Origin of the sequence: Rufibacter radiotolerans, from assembly GCF_001078055.1 — a bacterium.
GTDB classification, from domain to species: domain Bacteria; phylum Bacteroidota; class Bacteroidia; order Cytophagales; family Hymenobacteraceae; genus Nibribacter; species Nibribacter radiotolerans.
Genome location: NZ_CP010777.1, coordinates 3972786 through 3993818, shown reverse-complemented (window position 1 = coordinate 3993818; position 21033 = coordinate 3972786). Strand labels below are relative to the sequence as shown.

Here is a 21033-nt window from a genome sequence, read left to right as displayed (position 1 = left end):
ACTGGGCGCAAGTGATTACCTTTACTGAATACCCTTTCGTGTTTTATGAATAACCGTAACGTCACCGCCAACATGCTGCTGAACGGCATGTTAGTGATCTCTTTTCTTATTCTCATGTACAACCTGGAGCACCCTAACATTCTGGTGCCCCTGTTGTCTTTTATAGGGTTTATCACCTTTGTTGGCTTTAAAATTGTGCTGGTGCTTAGGCACAGGAAAAGTAACCCATCAAAATAGTACGCTTATGGAGACTTTCTTTTTAAATCTTTCGCCGTCTAAACAGAATGCCTCTACCATTTCCTGGCTGTATCTTTTCATGGCGCTGGTGTTTTTGGTAGTAGGTGGCGTTGGGGTGTACAAACAATATACAGCAGAAGAAACGGTGCTTAGCGTCTATTTTCTGCCCCTGCTCCAATTGGCGCTGGCTATTGCCTACGGCATAGTGGCCTGGCGGCGCAGCAAGCCCGCCGGCAAGCGGTATGTGCAGGTCACCGAAGACCACCTGGAGCTCAAGCTGCAACCCCGGCAAGCACCGCTTACCCTGCTCTGGAGTGAGATAAGCCTGCTACGGGTACTGCCAGACCGGCTCATGTATCGCCTGGTTTCCGGGCAGGGCGGCGAGGTCACCTTTGACTCCATTCCTGAGGAATATGAAGACACCGTGCGCGAAGCCATCCGGCAAGCCGGCAAGCGAAAAGGAGTAAGTCTGTAATACAATAGAATCCATTTCGGCGTACGTCGATACCAGGGTGTTTTGAGCCTGTTTTTCTGAAAACAGGCTCAAAACACCTTTTTCTTTTTAGGCCTTTTTGCTTTGGTGGCACCTGGCAAAACCAACTGTTTCCTTTCCTTTTCTTGGGGTACTGCAGGATAAAACAGTGGGGCAAAACTGGCCTATATCAACCCTACACGATTCATGCCGTAAAATGAACGAGACAGGGCATTCCTGTGAGCCATACGTACAAGATCTAACTATGAAAAACTACCTGTTCTACCTGCTTTTTGCAGCAGGTGCCTCATTGGCCGCTGGGTGCGGAAACTCGTCTGACTCTACCTCTGTAGACGCCGCCGGGAAACACAATGAAAACCTGCTGGAGAGTACAGGCAAAGACGAGAAAGCCGGTTGGTTTGTGGCCAAGGCCGCCAGCGCCGGGCTCTTTGAGGTAGAACTGGGTCGCCTGGCCAGCAGCAAAGCGGTAGACCCCCGGGTAAAAAAGTATGGGCAAATGATGCTGGACCACCACACCCAGACCAACGCGCAGCTCAAGCAGACCGCAGACCTTAAAAATCTCATGGTACCTACCACAATGGGCAAAGACCACCAGGAAACCTACAATGAGATCATGAGCAAGTCGGGCGCTGCCTTTGACAAAGCGTACATAGAGGCCATGGTGAAAGACCACAAAGACGTCATCCATGAGTTTGAAGAGATGGCCGAAGAGGGAAAAGACATGGAGATCAAGAATTTCGTCACGAAAACGCTGCCCACCCTGCGGGCGCATCTCACCCAGGCCGAACAACTGGAGGAGCAGTTAGAAGAACTTCAAGCCAACTAAGCGCCACCGGTGAAAAAGAACATGCTACGTACCGCCAGGGCAGGCAAGGCTTTGCTCCTGGCTTGCCTTGTGTGGGCAGTTACCAGCTGTGCCACCACAGACATGGGGGGCAGCACCGGCGGTTCCGGCACCGGAACGGGCGCCACTTCCACGGCGCAGGCAGACCAGGCCTTTATTGAAACCGCCGCCGGCGGACAGCAGCTTCGGCTACGCCTGAGTGAGGTGGCCGTACAGAAAACCGCCAACCTGGAGGCCCGTGAATTCGCGAAGGCGGTGGTGACCAACCATACCAAAAGCGTGGCAGAACTGAAGGGCATTGCCCAGCAACTGCGCGTCACCTACCCCATGGCACTGCCTTCGGGCCGCCAGGCGGTCTATGACCGGGTAACCCAACTAACGGGCTCAGACTTTGACCGGGCCTTTGCCCGTGAAATGGAACTGGCCTACCAGCAGGATATTGCGCTCTACCAGAATTCGGCCACGGCGGCCGGCAACCTGGCGCTGCGCGGCTTCATCATCAAAACCACGCCTGTGCTTCAGGGGCAGCTGAGGCTGGCTACCCAGCTCAAGAATATTTTGCCGTAGCCGCATGGACCAGGCATTGGTCCCCCGCTACAGAACAAACAACCTTAACCCGAGCACTATGAAAAAGATAGCATATATATTTGCCTTGACTACCCTGGCCGCTGGCGCCGCCTGCAGTAAAATAGACGCCAACACGTCTAATAACGTACCTACAACTGATGCCTACGCCGCTTCTGTGACCGCTGCCAGCGCCGCCGGCGGAACCGCCGCCACCCCGGCAGACGCCGTGGTGCAGACCGGCACCACTACCGTACCCGGCGGCATGATGCACGGGGCCCGCGTCATCACCGAAGCTTCTTTCTTAGCGGAGGCGGCCAGCAGCGGCATGCTGGAAATGCAACTGGCCCAACTGGCCCTGGACCGTTCTGCGCACTCAGAGGTAAAGGCCTTCGCCCGTATGCTGCTAGAACACCACACCAAGGCCAACAAAGAACTCATGACCCTGGCGGCGGGCATGAACGTGACGCTCTCAAATTCAATGCTGCCAGAACACCAGAAAATAGTAGACAAGCTCTCCAAGCTGACCGGCCGCGAGTTTGACAAGAAATACATGGATGACCTAGAGGACGTGCATGAACAGGATATTGCCTTGTATGAGGTAATCAGCAACAAAGCGCCTACTACGTCCATCAGGGCCTTCGCCATCAGGACCCTGCCCATCTTGCGCACCCATGAACACCAGGCAGATGAACTGGAAGACAAGGTGGAAAGACAGTAAGCATAGACATATACCGGTACAAAAGGCCAGCTTCTCAAAGGGAGGCTGGCCTTTCTTTTTCTATTTCAACCACAAAGCAGAGAGGGCGTATAGCTTACTATAACAAATACCATACACTATGAAAAAAATACCATCTATTATCTTGGCTTCTGCCTTGGCCATGACCATGGGCTGTAGCAGCACCGACACCTCCTCTGACACCACTACTACTTCTACCGCTGAAACTTCTGCCTCTGATACCACGGCGGCCCCTGTGAGCACGGCGGCCGGCGCACGGGGCACCGGCATCTCTTCTACTGACATGTCTGATGCTGCCTTTCTGATAGAGGCCGCCAGCAGCGGTCTAATGGAAGTGGAGCTGGGCGAACTGGCCGCCAAAACCGCTATGGACCCGGAAGTGAAGAAATTCGGGCAGATGATGGTAGACCACCACACCAAAGCCAACGAGGAACTCAACGCCGTGGCCGCCGCCATGAACGTAGAACTGCCCACCGTCTTAAACCAGATGCACCGCGAGATGGCTGACAAACTGAAAGTGAAAACTGGCAAAAGCTTTGATGAAGCGTACATGGACCTGATGGAGAAAGCCCATAAACGGGACATTGACATGTTTGTAGCCAAAACCACCAGTGCTGAAAACAGTGCCGTCAAAGACTTCGCGGTCAGGACCCTGCCCGTTTTACGGTCTCACCTGGAGATGGCCAACCAAATTGAAGACACCGTAGATTAACCGCTTTTACCCAATTGGCAGAAGCCAGTCAGTGGCCCAGCTGACTGGCTTTTCTATGAACGGTCGGCGCTTAACCACTGCACCCTTGCGCCGTATAAGGGTCAGACAACAGAAACTACATTCTTCGCCTTACCTCTAAAAAAACTATGAAAAAACTGATGCCTTTATTTGCGGTGGGAGCTTTGCTGACCGGCGCCGCCTGCAATACCTATACCGCTACCACAGACCCCGCTGACCTGGCCACCGGCTATAGCATGACGCCTTCTGCAGTGCCTACCACCCACACCAGCAGCAAGGCCGTGGCAGAAGCCAATAACAACGCCACCTTTGATAACCCGGCCACCGGGGCCACCCCAGACAGCGCCGCGGCCATCCAGAACCAGGACCAGGCCTTCCTGATGAAAGCGGCCAGCGGCGGCATGATGGAGGTAGAGGCCGGTAAGCTGGCCAGCACCAAAGCCAAAGATGCCGCCGTGAAACAGTTTGGCCAACGCATGGTCACTGACCACACCAAAGCCAATACAGAGCTGAAGGCGCTGGCCGCCAAAAAGGGCATCACGCTCCCGGCCGGCCTAATGGCAGAACACCAGTCCCACCTGGACATGCTCTCCAAAGCCACTGCCGGCGCTGAGTTTGACCAGGTATACATGCAGCACATGGTGCAGGCCCATGACAAAGACATTATGGAGTTTGAGCGCCAGTCCGCTTCCGGCCAAGATGCCGAGGTGAAAGCCTTCGCGGCCAAAACGCTTCCCGTGCTCCGTGACCACCGCAAAGCGGCCCAACCCATTTTTGACAAGCTGAAGAAGTAAGCTTCTTTCTATAGCGTAAACAGAACGCTCCTCTTTCTTTTGAAGAGGAGCGTTCTGTTTTAGGGCTGTTTTTAGGAAAATGGGCCTGAAACAGCTTTACCTAAAACGGTTTTGGAGGCCTGGCTTCTGGTAGAGGCTTAATTTTGCTTTGGCCTATAAATTCATTTACTAATGGCCCAAGACTACTGATACTTAACGAGAACTCGGTAACAAAAAATGGACTCTCCCCTTGAGGGGAGAGTCTGCATCTTGAAAGGCATCTTACCCCAGGCAGACAGGATGGCTCATTCATTGAGTTCATGTTTATCTTTAAAACGTACGGACCCCAGGAGACGCTTGCGCCATGGAATGACCTTACAAGAACAAGCCTTCCTCTAACGTTTGGTTATTGCTTTCCGGGGAGAATCCACCCAATACGCATTGCGTGATCTGAAAACGGAACATCTGACAGACCTGATGCCAAGCTCCGGAAAATGGAAATTGTTTTTTGGAAACCGGAGAGTACCTTTGGGCAAAACTTTACTAAACCCATGAAACATATAATGCCCTTTTTCGCGGCCTGCGCTCTGTTAGTAGGTTCTGCGTGCTCTACCTATACGTCTTCCACAGACCCCAATGACACAGGTTCTGGAACGGCCCTGGGAGAAGAAGTAATTACCACGGCTCACTCAGCAGAGGCGCACGCCCCGGCTGCTGCCACCACCGCTGACACTACTTCCGCCGCTGCACCCGCTGATTCAGTTACAGAGAAAGCTGCGCCTGCTGCCGAAGCTGCCCACTAGAAATAAAAGGTCTTTCTGCCTTCGCGCCAGCGTTCCACAATTGACTTGCTGAGGCAAACCGAAGGAAGAATTACAGTGCCACAAACAGAAAAGCCTTGCTCTGGGAGCAAGGCTTTTCTGTTTGTGAAGTTTTCTGTTTCGGGGCTGTTTTCTGTAAAACAGCCCCGAAACGCTATTCTGTTTTCTTCTTCCGGCCCGGGGTTTTCTTTTCTTTGACGGCCGGTACCGGGGCAGTTTCAGCGGAGACTTCTTTCTTCTTGCGGCCGCGGGTTTTCTTCTCCGCAACGGGCGCTTCCTCCTCAGCTTCCGGCTCATCCTCTATAAAGGCCGGAGCGTCTACATAGGGGCTGGTCCGTAGTTCATCGCCTAAGAAACGGGCGGTGTAGCCAAGGTTCAGGGCGGCTACCTCCTCTGGGGTACCCTGCGCCACAATGAAACCACCTTTGGCACCGCCTTCGGGGCCTATGTCAATCACGTGATCAGCTACCTTGATCAGGTCCATGTTGTGCTCAATAATGAGTACCGAGTTGCCTTTGTCCACCAGGCGGTTCAACACATCTGAGAGGTGCTCAATATCCTGGAAGTGCAGACCAGTAGTAGGCTCATCCAGAATGTAGAGCGTACGGCCGGTATCTTTCTTAGAGAGCTCGGTAGCCAGTTTCACGCGCTGGGCCTCGCCGCCAGATAAGGTGGTGGCCTGTTGGCCGAGGGTGATATAGCCTAAGCCTACATCATTCAAGGTCTTTATTTTGCGCAGGATACGGGGTTGGTGCTCAAAGAACTCAGTAGCCATCTCCACCGTCATGTCTAGTATATCAGTCACCGACTTGCCTTTGAACCGTACTTCCAGGGTCTCACGGTTGTATCGTTTGCCTTTGCAGGTCTCGCAGGGCACATACACGTCTGGCATGAAGTTCATCTCAATGGTGCGCATGCCGGCGCCCTCACAGGTCTCGCAGCGGCCGCCTTTCACGTTGAAGGAGAACCTGCCTGCGGCGTACCCTCTGATCTTGGCCTCCGGCATAGATGCGAACAGGCTTCTGATCTCCGTGAACACCCCCGTGTAGGTGGCGGGGTTAGAGCGGGGCGTCCGGCCAATAGGGCTTTGGTCTACCTCAATCACCTTGTCAATCTGGTTTAGCCCTTCAATGTTTTTAAACGGAAGCGGCTCCCGCTTGGCATGGAAGAAATGCTTGTTCAGGATAGGGTAGAGGGTGTCATGGATCAACGACGATTTCCCACTGCCCGACACGCCCGTCACGCAGATCAATTTACCCAGCGGCAGCTCCAGGGTCACGTCCTTCAGGTTGTGGCCGGTGGCGCCATGCAAGATCAGGCTTTTGCCGTTGCCGGCGCGTTTCTGCTTGCGCACGGGTATACCGCGGCGGTAGCTCAGATAGTCAGCGGTGATCGTGCCGCTTTCCATCATTTCTTTAGGCGTACCGGCCGTTACCACCTGCCCGCCATGAATACCCGCCCCCGGACCGATATCCACCACGTAATCGGCGGCCAGAATCATGTCCTTGTCGTGCTCCACCACTACCACTGAGTTGCCCAAATCACGCAGGTCCTGCAACGCTTTGATCAGTTTCTCATTGTCGCGCTGGTGCAGGCCAATGCTAGGCTCATCCATGATGTAGAGCACGCCTACTAACTGCGTTCCAATCTGCGTGGCCAGTCTAATCCGTTGGCTCTCGCCGCCGGACAAGGTGCGCACGGAGCGGTGCAAATGCAGGTACTCCAGCCCTACGTCTACCAGGAAGCCAATCCGCTTACGAATCTCTTTCAGGAGCTCACGGGCAATCATATTCTGGCGCTCGTTCAGGCGCTCCTCCAGGTTGGCAATCCAATCAGCGAGCTGTTGGATGTCCATTTCAGACAGTTGCCCAATGTGTTTGTTGTCCAGTTTGAAGTGAAGCGATTCCTTTTTCAGGCGGTAGCCATGGCACTCGGGGCAGGTGCTTTGTTGGGTGTATTCCTGAATCCAAGCGCGCACGTTGTCAGAGTCAGACTCCAGTTGTTTCTTCAGGAAGTTGATGACCCCCTCAAACACAAACGGCTCTTTCTTGCCCTTCGGGTCTTCCTCTTCAAAACCATACATCAATTGATGCCAGGCTTCTTCGGGGATGTCCTCAATAGGAGCCATCAACGAAAGCTTATGGCGCTTGAGCAAAGCCTGTATCTGGGAGAAAATCCAGATGTCGCGGTACTCACCCAAAGGCGCAATACCGCCGCGGCTGATGCTTACGCTCTTGCTTGGTACAATGGATTCCTCGGTCAGTTCCTGGATTTCGCCCAGACCGTTACACACCGGGCAGGCCCCGTACGGCGAGTTGAAGGAGAAGGTGTTAGGCGCCGGATCATCATAGGCAATGCCGGTGGCCGGGTCCATTAAATGGCGGGAGTAGAACTGCGTCTCGTTGGTGTCAGCGTCCATGGCCAGGGCGGTGCCTTTGCCGTGCTGCAATGCGTTTTGGATAGAGGTAGACAGGCGGTAACGGTCCTCGGCACTGGGTACCAGCTTGTCAATCACAATCTCAATGTCGTGGATCTTGTAGCGATCCAGCTGCATCTTGGGCGTGAGCTCTATCAACTCACCGTCAATGCGGGCCCTAATGAAGCCCATCTTTCTTATTTGCTCAAACAGCTCGCGGTAATGGCCTTTGCGGCCTTTCACCACCGGGGCTAGAATGATGGTTCGCTTGCCATTGAAATGCTCCAGAATATGCTGCACAATCTGGTCATCAGACTGCTTGATCATCTTCTCACCGGTCACGTAACTGTAGGCCTCGGCGGTGCGGGCGTAGAGCAGACGCAGGAAATCGTAGATCTCGGTGATGGTGCCCACGGTGGAGCGGGGGTTGCGCGAGGTGGTTTTCTGCTCAATAGAAATCACTGGCGAAAGCCCTTCAATCTTGTCTACGTTGGGCCGTTCCAGACCTCCCAGGAAAGAGCGCGCGTAGGCCGAGAAGGTCTCCATGTAGCGGCGCTGCCCCTCGGCGTAGATGGTGTCAAAGGCCAGCGACGACTTTCCGCTGCCGCTGATGCCCGTGAAAACCACCAACTCGTTGCGCGGTATCTTAAGGCTGATGTTCTTGAGGTTGTGTTCCCGGGCGCCGTACACTTCAATGAAAGGTACATCCACGGTGGTGGTTTTATGTTTGGCTACAGACGTAGCGGCAGATTCTTTTGGCGTCATCCGATCGGTTTCGGTTTAAAGGGCAAAGGTAGACATTCCCGCGCTAGAATAGGAGCGGGCCGTGCATCTCTTCTTAACCGAAATAAGCCCGGAATAGTTTAGTTGGAGCCGGGAGTTTTTAGCGTCACCCCCGGCCCCTCTCCCGTAGAGAGGGGAGTTTTTCAGTTAAAGCGTTTTGGGGTGTTTTTCGCGAAACACCCCAAAACGGGTTGGTTAGTTTTTGCTGGGCGATGGGAAAAACTTAATGTCATTTCTAATAGGCGGTGGGGTTGCAAGAGGAATGCCTTTGTGAAGCGTTGAAAATTCTGTGTGTGTAAGGACTGGGACTAGAATACTATCCTCGTTAAGGGTGATTCTGGTAGAAATTGATTTCTTGTTGATAGGTAACTCACGTAAGGTTTCCACCTCATTAAAAAGCTCAAAGGCATATTGGTCACCATCTGTAGCAAATCCTTTCTCAATGTTTCCTGCTTTGATAATGGTGAGTCTAGTAGGGCCACAATGAAGAGCGCCGTCTGTGTAATTGGGAATTAAATTGCCATTTGGCAATGCTTTTATATTTTTGAGATAGTGCCTTGCCGCTGAGCTTTTTTTTATGCCTTTGATGGAGCCAGAGGTTTGGCTTCTTTTAAAATAATTAACTGAGCCAGATTCAGGGAATTTAGTGTACAGTATGAACCTTTCATTGCTAATGTCAATGTACAGACAGCGCATGATTCCATGCCCATTGTTTTCCTTTGTGGCTGAATCTGCAATCCCTAGAGTGATGAGCGTAATACTTTGCTCAAGGCTATTTTCTGTTGTTCTCTGAACATTATTTTCACAACCTAAGGTAAGGCAGAGGAAACAGAAGCAAAGTAAGATTCTGATGCGCATCATGTGAGTAGACGGGTAGTGAAGGTATAGTGAATAGATGCGTTTTGAGCTTATTTTCCATAAAACAAGTCAAAAACGATTACTTTCCTTCTGTCATCTTGGAAAGATCTTGTGGGCAAACTAGAAAAGCCTTGTAGTAGGTGCTATTACCGTTCGCCACCAAGATCCTTTCAGGATGACATAGAAGGGGAAGAATCTTTCAGGACGACAAAAAGAGAAAAGATACCCAGAGCGCAATCTCCCATTCCTACACCACCCCACTCAAATGCTCCAATCGCTTACCATCCAGCGTCAAATACCCTTTCATTAAATCCGCGGTCAGGCAGGCGTGCACTGGCAGCACACCCACCAAGCCCCCCAATTCGAAATGCTTCATCAAATCATGAGTAGTGTGCACCACGCCATGTTCCTGAGACAGGGAAATGACTGAGGTTTGGGGCAATGGTTCTCCCCACCCTTTTTCATTGAGCGGGACTACCAGCCCGAAGATGGTGCTGCCGTTAGGCAACGAAAGCGCGTCTTTGGAGAAGTGCACCGAGCCGCCGTAAAGAATGACTTCGTTGCGTTCGGGGTGCAGGGCTACTACGGGGCAGGCCATGGCCACGGCAATATCGGGCAGGGTACAGGACCCAATCTGGTTCTGGGTTAGGTCATAGAACACAAAGTTGCCGGGGCGTATCTCATCTATGCCGGTAAAATCATCCATGACACTGCAACTGGGCGTGTCTCCTACAGAAAGCTCCAGCTCAGACCAGGCCGGGGCGTATCTGGCTTTCAGGGCCTGCAGTTTTTCCAGGGTCTGCTCATGAATAGAGGCGATGGTGCCCAAATGGCGGGTCTTGTAGGTGTGTCCGGCATGGGCCAGGAAGCCGCAAAAGGAATGTTGCGGGGTACTGGCCAGTTCGGTCATGACCGCATCCAGGGCGACGGTGTCTTTGGGCATGATGCCCGTGCGGCCGTAGCCGGTATCAATCTTTACCCAGATATGGACCGGGGGGCGCAAATTTTCCCGCAAAAAGGCCACGTCATCAGCGGAGGTAACCAGCAGGTTTAAGGTGATTTGAGGAGCCAGCTTGGCTATCTGGGGCAACTGCCGCCGGTTGAGCGGGAAGGCGATAGTGATATCGGTCCAGCCGTGATGGGCGAAATACGCGGCCATCTTCACTGAGGAAACGGTGATTTCTTTCACTCCTTCCTCTTTGAACCACTCACCTACCTGTTTAGACTGGTGGGTCTTGAAGTGGGGCCGGAAACGCACCCCGGCCCGGCGGGCTTTCTCCGCCATGCGGCGGATGTTGGCGCGCGCTATCTGCTCGTTCAACAATAGCGTAGGTTCTGAAATCTGGTCAAGATAAGACATAGCCGTAGAGTTGCAGTGTACGAAAGATACACCTTTACCGCACAATCTCAACCCATCCTTTAAAAAGCCTGCCGTCTTTGCTATGCACCAGGTGATAGAAGTACACGCCGTCCATCAGACCTTCGCCTTGCCAGTCATTCTGGTAGTGACGGGTATGGTAGAGCCGCTTGCCCCAGCGATCATAGACTGACAGTTCCCACTGCTCCTCACGGGCAGGATTGGTAGAGTTCTGGAGGCCCATAATGTAGAAGTTGTCATTAACCCCGTCATGGTTGGGCGTGATAATGTTAGGAATGAACAAGCCGCCTACGCAGTCTTTAAACTTCACGGTAATCACATCTGTCTGGCTACAGTGCTGCAGAGAGGCGGTCACGCGGTAGGTGCCGGGCCGGGTTACGGCAAAGGTGGGTTTGGTGGAGCCGTCTTGCCAGAGATAGGTCACGTTAGGCAGGATCTGTCCAATGGTAAGCGTGTCGCCGTAGCAAAGGGTGGTGTCATTGCCCAGTTCAATGGCGGGTGGCGTGAGGTAGTGCACCTTTATCTCATCACGGGTGGTGCAGTTCAGCTCATTGGTGACGTCTACCCAGTAGGTACCGGCCTGTGAAACGGTAAAGGTAGGCTGGGTAGACCCGTTCTGCCATTTAAAGGTGGCGTTGGCGCGGGCCATGTTGAGCAGCAGCGTCTGCCCGTCACAAAGGGTGGTGTCACGGCCCAGGTTCACCTGCGGCACGGGGTTAAAGAGCACGTTTACTTCGTCACGGCTGGTGCAGCCATTGATGGTCACCTCCTGCCAATACGTGCCGGTGCGGGTAGGGGAGAAGGTAGCGGAAGTGGAGCCATCCTGCCACTTGTAGGTAGCATTGGCCTGGGCAGCCCCCAGCACCAGCGGGTCACCGGCGCACAGCACGCGGTCGGGGCCCAGGTTGACAATGGGCAGAGGTTTGTAGCCAATGGTGACGGCATCTGTGGTAGAGCAGCCTTGGGCGTTAGTAAGGGTGACTTCATACCGGCCGGGGGCGGTCACCAGGAAGGAGGAATTAGTGGAACCGTCTTGCCAGCGGTAGGTGGTGTTGGGTAGCGCCACGTCCAGGAGTAGGGTCTCGCCCTGACACAGCTGGCGGTCTGGGCCCAATTCCACGGCAGGTACCGGGAACGAACCGATGGTAACCTCATCACGGGTGGTGCAGCCGTTCACGGTCACGTCTACCCAGTAGGTGCCGGGCTGGTTGACCGTTAACTTGGCTTGGGTATTGCCGTTGCTCCAGCGGTAAGCCGTGGCATTGGGCAGGGTGGCGTCCAGCACGGTAGATGAGCCAGGGCAGATGTTACGGTCAGGGCCCAGGTTCACGGCCGGCAAGGGGTTGACCACAAACGTGATGGTGTATTCCTCAAAGGTGGTACCGTAGGTGCGGGTCAGTTTCACGGTGTAGGTGCCGGGGGCGGTGAAGCGGTGCGAAGGTGCTACCTCACTAGACGTGTTGGCTGCGCCCGACGCCGGATCTCCGAAGTTCCAGAGGGTAGTCACCGGAGACGGCGGCAGGGGCGCATCTAAGGTAAATTGGGTCACGTCCCCGAAGCAGGTGTTGGCCAGGTGCAGTTGCCCGTCATAGTAAAACAGGCTTTGCAGGAACACCGGCAGGCCGCACATGCTTGTTTTTCCGCCCAGGTAAAGCCCCTGGTCTACATAGGTGCAGGCCGCGCCGCGCAGGTTAGGCTTCTGCACCACTCCCAGGTGGGCACTGGTGGGTCGGGCCACGTACAGTTTCCCGTCTGGGCCTAGTTGCAGGCTTCCGCCCACGTAGCGCGTAGATCCGTCCTGGCCAATGTTGGCGATGACCATCTTTGAGGCGGCCACGCTGGCGGGAGAACCGGCTTTGAGGTCTACCTGCAGCAGTTGGGTGTTTCCGCCGGTAGTGATGTAGAGCAATGACCCGTCTGGCGAGAACTCCACCCCGTAGCCCTGCGAAAAGCCCGGTATCCTGATGGGGTTAGAGACCTCGCCGGTGGCGGCGTTAAAATCATAGACCTCGGCGCCCACGCCAAAAGAAGCCACCGCCAGTTTTTTGCCGTCCGGCGAGAATTTCATGCACCCAATGGCTGTGTTACCGGTAGGCTCTGGGGCATGGGTGGTGCCTATCCGGCTGATGACCGCCGTGGGGCTTACGCCGGCAGAGGTAACCAGGTAGGCCCTGAAGGCGTTGCTGCCGTTTTCATGGGTCATCACCCAATAAGCCTGCTGGTTCTGGTGGCGTACCGCGGTCACCATCTCTGAGGTGGGGGCAAAAAGGAAGGTGTTTTTCTGGATGACATTGCCGGCGCCAGAATCCTGGGTCATGTCTACCAGGCTATAGGTTAACCCGTTGGGGCGGGCATTATTGGTGTTGGTAAAGACATAATACCACTGCGGGTTGGCGGGCGCCGGCACTATGACCGCGGCCTGCGCCGTGGAGCTGTTGCCCAGCAAACCGGTGCCGTTGGGCATGGGTTGGTGGTGGCGGTTAAAGACCGTGAGCCCGTCTGTGTAAAATAAAAGGTTGCCCTGCTGGTCTGCAATGGAGGCGCAGCCCTCACTGGTTTGCATGGCACCGTTGAGAAGGGGGATAGGCGTTCCGGAAGTGAAATCAAGCCCGGCGTTATTGCCAAAATACCAGATGGTGCTTTGCCTTTGGCTTTGGGCAAATACCTGGGTCATAAGGCAGGAGCAGGGAAAAACAAGGCACAGGGCCAGGGGCCAGAGCCGGGAACAAGCAAAGGGGCGCACAGCTGAAAAGTATGGGTGAAGAAAAAAGGGGAAACAAATCTAAGAAAGCCGCCGCGAATTTAAAATAGCAGAAAGCAGCTATTCACACCACAGCCTCAGGGCGTTACGTTTTGGCCCTGTTTCCCGGAAAACACCCTTAAAACGGAAATGAAAAGACAGGCAGGATCCCGGTGCCGGAAAAGGAAATCCTGATTACTCGCCGTGGAGGGGCCTGCCGGTGCGCGGACGGTTTGGCTGGGCCACAAGGGTGGGCTTCTCCTGTTTCATGCGCTTGGGCCCGTACCAAAGCCAGAAACCGGTAATGGTGAAGATGAGCAAAGCCACGCCCATGATGGTGCTGTAGATGACTTTCAAAATGCCGCTCTCTACTCCAAATAACCGGTCCAGTACGGTGCCGTCATGCAGGTGCTCAATAAAATCGGCGCGGCGGCTTTCCAGGTGCAGGGTTTGGCCGGTGGCCCCGTCCAGCTGCACGCCCAGGTAGCCTTCCACAAACGTGAACTTGGCGGTGCCCTTGTCCGGGCGAAGGTCTATGCGGTCCAGGGTGAGGGGCGTTTCCTGGCCCAGGGAATCTCTAATGGCTTGAAAGGCGTTGGCGGTGAGGCTGTCCACAGGGAGCCAGTCTTTGAGGTTGGTAGAGGAGCCGGTGTAGGTCTTGGCCAGGATCACGCCGCCCGTGTGTTTCTTCCAGCCCAGCAGAAGCCCCGTAAGGGCCAACACAAAGAAAAAGACGAACAGCAGGGCGCCCGTGATCCGGTGCACTTTCCGGAAATCGCGGAGCACGCGGGCCTGTCTCTGTCTTTTGGTGCTATCTGGGGTCATGACGCGGGGGCGGGGTTACTCTATAAACTCAGTTTAAGCAAAGTTAGTGTATTACAGGCAGGGCTAAAACCAAAAGAGCCCGGAAACGTTTCCGGGCTCTTTTTCTGAAAACAGGCCCAAAACAGGCCGTTCGCTTTTCTCTTAGAAGTTGGGAGACAGCAGGTATTTGCTGTAGAACTCATCAATGACGGTCACGGCATCGGTGGCGTTGTCTACCAGGTGCACCAGGTCCAGATCCTCGGGGCTGATGTTGCTTTCCTGGGCCAGCATTACGTCCTTGATCCAGTCAAACATCCCGCCCCAGTAGGCTTTGCCCACCAGTACAATCGGGAACTTGCCAATCTTCTTGGTCTGGATTAACGTGATGGCCTCAAACAGTTCGTCCAAGGTACCAAAGCCGCCGGGCATGCCAATAAAGCCCTGGGCGTATTTCACGAACATCACTTTGCGTACAAAGAAGTAGTCAAAGTTGATGATCTTGTCTGGATCTATGTAGATGTTGTTGAACTGCTCAAAAGGCAACTGAATGTTCAGGCCCACCGAGCGGCCTCCCTCTGAGTGGGCGCCTTTGTTACCGGCTTCCATGATACCCGGGCCACCGCCCGTGATCACGCCGTAGCCGTGGCGCACCAGTTTGGCGGCAATTTCCTCGGCCATTTTATAGTAGGGATTCTCCGGTTTGGTTCTGGCCGAGCCGAAGATAGACACGCAAGGTCCAATCTTGGCCATTTTCTCAAAGCCTTCCACAAACTCAGACATCACCTTAAAGATCTGCCAGGAGTCCGCGATCTTGATCTCGTTCCAGTTCTTGTCTGTAAACGCCTCTCTAATGCGCTTGTCATCATCACTGATGATGGGGGTTTCGCGCTTGGCTATTTTCTTGGCTTCCTGCAGGGAACCAACTTTGTTATCATTTACATCTGGCTGAATGATGGTGGTGCCGCTGCCGGCATTCTGCACTTCATCATGCAACTTTGTTTTACTCGTCTTTCTCAACTTCGTCATAGATCAATCATGTATTAAGCCCATTCTACGGAAAACAAGCCGGAAACGGGCACGTCAAAAATTATATTATTGTTATTAGTCGGGTGGAAGCCCCCTAGGTACGCTTGCATGAGTTCAGGGCTGCCGGTGGTTGGGGTCTGGAAAAGGCGCAGGCAGCAACGCGCGCAGGGTGGAGGGAAGTCCCATGGCATTCATCTGAAAATAAAAACTGAATTATTTTGACCTGATGGCAATAACCGGGTCCAGATGGGAGGCGATCACGGCCGGGATAATGCCGGAGAGAACGCCAATCACGACCGATACGCCCAACCCCAGCAGGATGTTTCCGGGCGTAAGGATAATATCCAACGTGCCCATGGGGATTAAGGTTATCAAAGACACTAGCAGAATGCCCACGCCCCCGCCAATCAGGCTCAGGAACACAGACTCAAACAGGAACTGGAACAGAATAAAGAAGTTCTTGGCCCCCAGTGATTTCTGAATGCCTATGATATTGGTGCGCTCTTTCACAGACACAAACATGATGTTGGCAATACCAAAGCCGCCCACCAAGATAGAGAACCCGCCAATCACCCAGCCGGCTATGCCGATGATGGAGAACATCTCGCCAATGGCGTCGGCCATCATCTCTGAGCGGTTCACGGCAAAGTTATCTTCCTCATAGGGTTTGAGGCCCCGCACGGTGCGCATCTTGCCTTTTACCTCATACTCCAGGTTCTGCAGCCCCGCATCCTCTGCCTTGCCCTTGATCATGAGCACCGGCTGAATGCCCCGCGGGCCGCCTGCAAACATCTTCCCGAAGGCCCCAAAGGGCACGTACGCGTTTTTGTCATTGGTGGGCAGGCCCTCAAACAGACCGGCCCCTTGTTTTTCCATGACGCCCACCACCGTGAACTTCTGGCCTTTTATCTTAATGTCGCCCCCCAGGGCACCGCCGTAAGGGAAGAGGTTCTCGGCCACCTCGGCGCCGATGATGATCACGTTGCGGGCGCCTTCTACCTCCTGTTGGGTGAAAAAGCGTCCCTCTTCAATAGGTACCTCGGCTACTTTGTTAAAGTCTTTAGAGACGCCCTGCAGCATAAGCCCGCTCATGCTGTTGTTGCGGTGCTTAAAGGTGTTGCCGCCCCGCCGTGACACCATGGCCACGCCCTCGGCGTTCTCCAGCGTGCCTTCCAGGTACTTGAACTCCCGGCTGTTGGCCGGTGGGCGCTGCATGTATTTCCACCAGGGTATGTCCTGGCCGCCTTTAAAGATCCAGGGGAATTTCTCCACGTAGATGATACGCTCGCCCACAAAGCTCATGCTCTCTCTGATGCTGCGCTCCAAAGAGTCTACAATGGTGAATACTGAGATAATGGCGAAGATACCAATGGTCACCCCCAGCAACGAGAGAATGGTGCGCAGGAGGTTAGCCCGCAGGGCCTGCCACGCGAACCTAAAACTCTCTAACACCAGCCGGAAGTAGATCATATGGGAAATTACAGAATTATGGGGTGAAAAGGAATGCGTTAATAATGAAAAGGTTAAAGGGGGTAACCGGCGCAGCGGTGGCAGCTAATGGATAACATAGCAGCGGGTGTTATGTTTAGGCATTAGAGACAACCAAAGCGGGTAAAGATACTTATTTATCTGAAAGTAATATAAATTAAGGCAAACTGCCTACCTTTGCGGTCTGTTTTTGCGTAATATTTTAATACCGTAATATTAAATATGAAGTTATCTGAGTTCAAATTTGACCTGCCCAATGAGTTAATGGCCACTCACCCGGCAGCCCACCGTGATGAGGCCCGCATGATGGTCCTGCACCGTGACAGCGGCAAGATAGAGCATAAAATCTTTAAAGATATTATCACCTATTTTGATGAGGGTGACGTGCTAGTGACCAACAACACCAAAGTGTTCCCGGCCCGTTTGTACGGCAATAAAGAGAAGACCGGCGCCAAGATTGAGGTATTCTTGCTAAGAGAACTGGACAAGCGCATTCACCTCTGGGATGTGCTGGTAGACCCGGCCCGTAAGATACGGGTGGGCAACAAGCTCTACTTCGGGGATAGCGACCTGGTAGCCGAGGTTATTGACAACACCACCTCCCGCGGACGTACCATCAAGTTTTTGTATGACGGCCCGGATGAGGATTTCTACAAGATTGTGCATAGCCTGGGCGAGACCCCGCTGCCTAAATACATCAAGCGCGAGCCAGAGCCCGAAGACGAAGAGCGTTACCAGACGGTCTACGCCGAGGTGACTGGCGCCGTGGCTGCCCCCACCGCGGGTCTTCACTTTACCAAAGAGGTACTGAAGCGCCTGGAACTGAAAGGTGTGGATGTGGCCCCGGTAACCCTTCACGTAGGCCTGGGCACGTTCCGGCCGGTAGACGTAGAGGACCTGACCAAGCACAAAATGGACTCTGAGCAGTTCTTTGTGACTGAGGAAACCGCCAAAATTGTGAACAAGGCTCTGGATGCCAAGAAGCGCGTGTGCGCGGTGGGTACCACCACCATGCGCGCCCTGGAGTCATCGGTGTCGGCGAACAACCGCCTGAAGCCCAACGAAGGCTGGACGGACCGGTTCATCTTTCCGCCGTATGATTTCAAAATCGCGAACGCCCTGATCACCAATTTCCACATGCCGGAGTCTACGCTCCTGATGATGGCTGCCGCCTTTGGGGGGTATGACCTGGTCATGGAAGCCTACCGCACCGCAATCAAAGAAGAATATAAGTTCTTTAGCTACGGAGACGTGATGTTAATTCTGTAAAGAATACACTTCTTAAAAAAGAAAGCCCCATTGGTTTAGAAACCGGTGGGGCTTTCTTTTTTAACTTTTTCCATGAATAATAGGCTAAAAGCAGAATGGGTTCTAGGCTACGTGTTTCTGTTTTAGTAGATTAGCTCCTCCGTTTGCAGTCGTGTCTGTTGCCGTTAAGCCCTGTAGCTTTAAGTGTTACCACGCTTAGGCCCTGCCTGGCCAAACCAGCTTTTGCCAGCAGCCGGAGACCCGGACACCAACATAAAGGCCAGGCGTTTTAAGGGCGTTTTCTTGAAAACAGGCCTAAAACGCCTGACCCAACCAAACGAGCCAGAAAAGCAGGAATATTTGCCAGTGCCAGGAAAAAATATAGGAGCCACCAACATCCGGCGCCGCCAGGATGATAGAGTTTCAGCTGTAAAGCCATGATGAAGCAGAAAGAAAAGGACATGCTAGTTTTTCAGAATTCAGAGAGCCCAGACGGAAGCCAGTTGCTGGCCCTGGAAGAGGCTTTGCAGCAGACCCAGAAAAAGCTGGAGAGTCTGCGCCTGGAACTGGAAAGCACGCAGCAGGAATTGGCGCAGGCCCAGGCCCTCATTGCGGCGGGCGTACTCCCAGACCAGTCCGCCACCGCGGCCGCGGCGGCAGCTGCCTCTTTGCCCGTGGGCAGGTTCACCAGGTACCGCCGCGTCATTGCCCTGGAACAGCTGGGTAAGCGGGTACTGGAAAAGAACGCGACCCCCGGCACCAGCCTGGAAGACGTAGTGGCCTTTTACCTGGCCGGGGTAGAGAAGATTTACCCGGACATGCGGTGCTCTGCCCTGCAACTGCAGCGTGAACGGCTCTATCCTGTGGCGGCGCCCAGCCTGCCCTCAGATTTCTCCAGGGCCTTGAACGGTATTTTGCTGGAGCAAGCCAAAGAAGCTTTTCTCAAAGACGCATCCTCCGGGGAGAAAGTGATCATCAAACACATTGTACAGGAATCAAAAAATGAGCTGCTGCAGGAACTGGCGCGCTCCTTTGATATAAACGCGTGCTGGTCATTCCCGGTGGTAAGCACCGGGCAGAAAGTGCTGGGGGCGTTTGTGGTGTATTTGCAGGAAGCCAAAGCGCCTACGAGCGAAGAAGAGACATCCTTGGAGAGCGTGCGTAACCTGCTCCAGTTGATCATGGAAAGCAAGCTGGCCGAAAAAGAACTCAGAGAAAGCAATGAGCGCTTCTATTACGCCACCCTGGCGACCAACGACGCCATCTGGGACTTTGACCTGCATACCGGTACCATTGCCTGGGGGCTGGGCTTTGAGAAACTGTTCGGGTTTAAGGTGCAGGAGTTCGGGCTGGAGTTTGACCTCTGGGCCCACCAGGTGCACCCCGAGGACCTGGACCGCGTCAATGCCTCCCTGGAGGAAGTCATTACCCATGCCAACAAAGACTTCTGGCGCGAGGAGTACCGGTTCATGAAAGCCAACGGCGAATATGCCTACGTGGTGGACCAAGGCTCCCTGATCAGGGATGACGTCGGGAAGCCGGTGCGCATTGTAGGGGCCATGCAGGACATCACGGCCCAGAAACAGGCCGAGGAAGAGCTTCGGAAGCTTTCGGTGGTGGCCCGCGAGACCGTGAACGGCGTTCTGATCATGCACCCAGACCTGACCGTACACTGGGTAAACCCGTCGTTTACCAGAATGTTGGGCTATACCCTGGAAGAGATTGCCGGAAAAACCCTGGGTTCCTTTCTGAGTGGAGCGGAAACAGACCTGGGCACCCTGGCTTACATTGATGAACGGCTGAGCAAGGTGCAGTCCCTGGAGTGTGACCTGCTCCAGTACTCCAAAACCCATGGAAAGCGCTGGATAAAACTACAGGTGCAGCCGCTGCTGGATGAACACGGCCAGGTAGAAAGGGTGTTTGCCCTACTCACCGATATTACCCAGCAGAAAGCCGAGGAGCAGCAACTGCGTTTGTTGGAATCTGTCATCACCAATGCCCAGGATGCCATCATCATCAGTGAGGTGAAACCTGATGACCTCCATTCCCTGGAGTCTATCTACTTCAACAACGCGTTCTTTGCCATGACGGGGTATACCCAGGAAGAGGTGCTGGGCAAGGACCCCTCTTTCCTGAACGGTCCCGACACCGATCCGCAGGTCATGGAGGAGATCATTCGGCAGATGCAGGCCGGCCTGGCCTGCGAGGGCGAACTGGAAAGCTACCGCAAAGACGGAAGCCGCTTCTGGGCCCAACTGCTGCTCATTCCCATGTTCAACCACAAGAACCAGCTCACGCACTGGATCTCCATGCTGCGCGATATTACCCTGCGCAAGAGCTATGCCCAGGAACGCGAGTTGCTTATCTCAGAGCTTACCCAGAACAACGCCGATCTCAAGCAGTTCACCTTTATCACCTCCCATAACCTGCGGGCCCCGTTGTCTAACCTAACGGGCATCATTAACCTGCTGGACCTGGACGCCGTGCCCGAAGGCCGCAACAAGCTTTTGATCCAGAAGTTCAAGGAGTCTACCGTGCAGCTCAACACCATTATTGATGACCTGCTGGAGATCCTGGTCATCAGAAACAAACCCCTCACCCAAAAGGAACAGATCAGCCTACCCGAGGCCTTTGAGCGGGTACGCCTCTCCGTGGACGGGCTTCTCACGGAGATTGGCGCCCAGGTCACCGCAGATTTCTCGCAGGTGCCCGAGGTCTACTACAACGGCGGGTACCTGTACAGCATCTTGCTCAACCTGCTCTCCAACGCCATCAAATACCAATCGCCGGACCGGGTGCTGCACATTGAGGTCACCACCGAGGCGGTAGACGGACATCAGTTCCTGCATTTCAAAGACAACGGCCTGGGCATAGACCTGAAACGGTACGGCGAGCGCATTTTTGGTTTGTACCAGCGGTTCCACCAACGCAAAGACAGCAAGGGCATGGGACTCTACATTGCCCATTCGCAGGCCAAAGCCATGGGTGGGAACCTTACCGTGGCCAGTGAGGTAGACCAGGGAACTACTTTTACCCTGCAGTTCTAATTACAGGCACGGCTTTCAGGCTACGCGCATTTGGTTTTGCGTTT

General features: G+C 54.1%; 17 protein-coding genes. 10 read left to right on the top strand and 7 right to left on the bottom strand.

The genetic code is table 11. From position 1 onward, the window contains the following. Nucleotides 1-45 precede the first annotated feature (45 nt). From TH63_RS16205 to TH63_RS16170, 8 genes are all read left to right on the top strand, one after another. Nucleotides 46-237 carry a hypothetical protein gene (locus tag TH63_RS16205; protein WP_048921865.1) on the top strand — a complete coding sequence of 64 codons (192 nt, stop codon included), beginning with the start codon at nucleotides 46-48 and terminating at the stop codon, nucleotides 235-237. A gap of 7 nt (nucleotides 238-244) precedes the next feature. Then, nucleotides 245-712 carry a hypothetical protein gene (locus TH63_RS16200; protein WP_048921864.1) on the top strand — a complete coding sequence of 156 codons (468 nt, stop codon included), beginning with the start codon at nucleotides 245-247 and terminating at the stop codon, nucleotides 710-712. A 262-nt stretch (nucleotides 713-974) separates the two neighbouring features. Continuing rightward, nucleotides 975-1556, top strand: coding sequence for a DUF4142 domain-containing protein (locus TH63_RS16195; RefSeq protein WP_048921863.1), 582 nt, complete (start codon nucleotides 975-977; stop codon nucleotides 1554-1556). A 21-nt stretch (nucleotides 1557-1577) separates the two neighbouring features. Then, nucleotides 1578-2141: a DUF4142 domain-containing protein gene (locus TH63_RS16190; RefSeq protein WP_156180660.1), complete on the top strand. Its 564-nt coding sequence runs from the start codon at nucleotides 1578-1580 to the stop codon at nucleotides 2139-2141. A gap of 58 nt (nucleotides 2142-2199) precedes the next feature. Next, nucleotides 2200-2859 (top strand): DUF4142 domain-containing protein, encoded by a 660-nt coding sequence (locus TH63_RS16185; protein ID WP_048921861.1) that lies wholly within the window; start codon nucleotides 2200-2202, stop codon nucleotides 2857-2859. A gap of 118 nt (nucleotides 2860-2977) precedes the next feature. After that, nucleotides 2978-3589: a DUF4142 domain-containing protein gene (locus TH63_RS16180; protein ID WP_048921860.1), complete on the top strand. Its 612-nt coding sequence runs from the start codon at nucleotides 2978-2980 to the stop codon at nucleotides 3587-3589. A 146-nt stretch (nucleotides 3590-3735) separates the two neighbouring features. Further along, nucleotides 3736-4401, top strand: coding sequence for a DUF4142 domain-containing protein (locus TH63_RS16175; protein ID WP_053093838.1), 666 nt, complete (start codon nucleotides 3736-3738; stop codon nucleotides 4399-4401). Nucleotides 4402-4931: 530 nt separating this feature from the next. Then, nucleotides 4932-5183 (top strand): hypothetical protein, encoded by a 252-nt coding sequence (locus TH63_RS16170; RefSeq protein ID WP_156180658.1) that lies wholly within the window; start codon nucleotides 4932-4934, stop codon nucleotides 5181-5183. Nucleotides 5184-5355: 172 nt separating this feature from the next. On the opposite strand, the gene uvrA is transcribed toward TH63_RS16170, so the two are convergent. From uvrA to TH63_RS16135, 7 genes are all read right to left on the bottom strand, one after another. Then, nucleotides 5356-8382 carry an excinuclease ABC subunit UvrA gene (uvrA, locus tag TH63_RS16165; RefSeq protein ID WP_082161763.1) on the bottom strand — a complete coding sequence of 1009 codons (3027 nt, stop codon included), beginning with the start codon at nucleotides 8380-8382 and terminating at the stop codon, nucleotides 5356-5358. Nucleotides 8383-8595: 213 nt separating this feature from the next. Next, complete coding sequence (locus TH63_RS16160; RefSeq protein WP_048921858.1) at nucleotides 8596-9261, bottom strand: hypothetical protein; 666 nt, start codon at nucleotides 9259-9261, stop codon at nucleotides 8596-8598. 244 nt (nucleotides 9262-9505) lie between these two features. Continuing rightward, nucleotides 9506-10618: an alanine racemase gene (locus TH63_RS16155; protein ID WP_048921857.1), complete on the bottom strand. Its 1113-nt coding sequence runs from the start codon at nucleotides 10616-10618 to the stop codon at nucleotides 9506-9508. Nucleotides 10619-10652: 34 nt separating this feature from the next. Then, the gene (locus TH63_RS16150; protein WP_048921856.1) at nucleotides 10653-13310 is read right to left on the bottom strand and encodes a T9SS C-terminal target domain-containing protein; all 2658 of its coding nucleotides are present in this window, start codon (nucleotides 13308-13310) and stop codon (nucleotides 10653-10655) included. A gap of 261 nt (nucleotides 13311-13571) precedes the next feature. Further along, nucleotides 13572-14201 (bottom strand): PepSY-associated TM helix domain-containing protein, encoded by a 630-nt coding sequence (locus TH63_RS16145; protein WP_048921855.1) that lies wholly within the window; start codon nucleotides 14199-14201, stop codon nucleotides 13572-13574. 141 nt (nucleotides 14202-14342) lie between these two features. Beyond that, the gene (locus TH63_RS16140) at nucleotides 14343-15206 is read right to left on the bottom strand and encodes an LOG family protein (RefSeq protein WP_082161762.1); all 864 of its coding nucleotides are present in this window, start codon (nucleotides 15204-15206) and stop codon (nucleotides 14343-14345) included. A 213-nt stretch (nucleotides 15207-15419) separates the two neighbouring features. After that, nucleotides 15420-16676: an ABC transporter permease gene (locus TH63_RS16135; RefSeq protein ID WP_048921854.1), complete on the bottom strand. Its 1257-nt coding sequence runs from the start codon at nucleotides 16674-16676 to the stop codon at nucleotides 15420-15422. Between the two features lie 240 nt (nucleotides 16677-16916). Here TH63_RS16135 and queA point away from each other — a divergent pair, with 240 nt between their 5' ends. Together queA and TH63_RS16120 are read left to right on the top strand one after the other, a co-directional pair. Continuing rightward, nucleotides 16917-17963 (top strand): tRNA preQ1(34) S-adenosylmethionine ribosyltransferase-isomerase QueA, encoded by a 1047-nt coding sequence (queA, locus tag TH63_RS16130; protein WP_048921853.1) that lies wholly within the window; start codon nucleotides 16917-16919, stop codon nucleotides 17961-17963. A 416-nt stretch (nucleotides 17964-18379) separates the two neighbouring features. Further along, complete coding sequence (locus TH63_RS16120; protein WP_082161761.1) at nucleotides 18380-20989, top strand: PAS domain-containing sensor histidine kinase; 2610 nt, start codon at nucleotides 18380-18382, stop codon at nucleotides 20987-20989. Nucleotides 20990-21033: the final 44 nt, after the last annotated feature.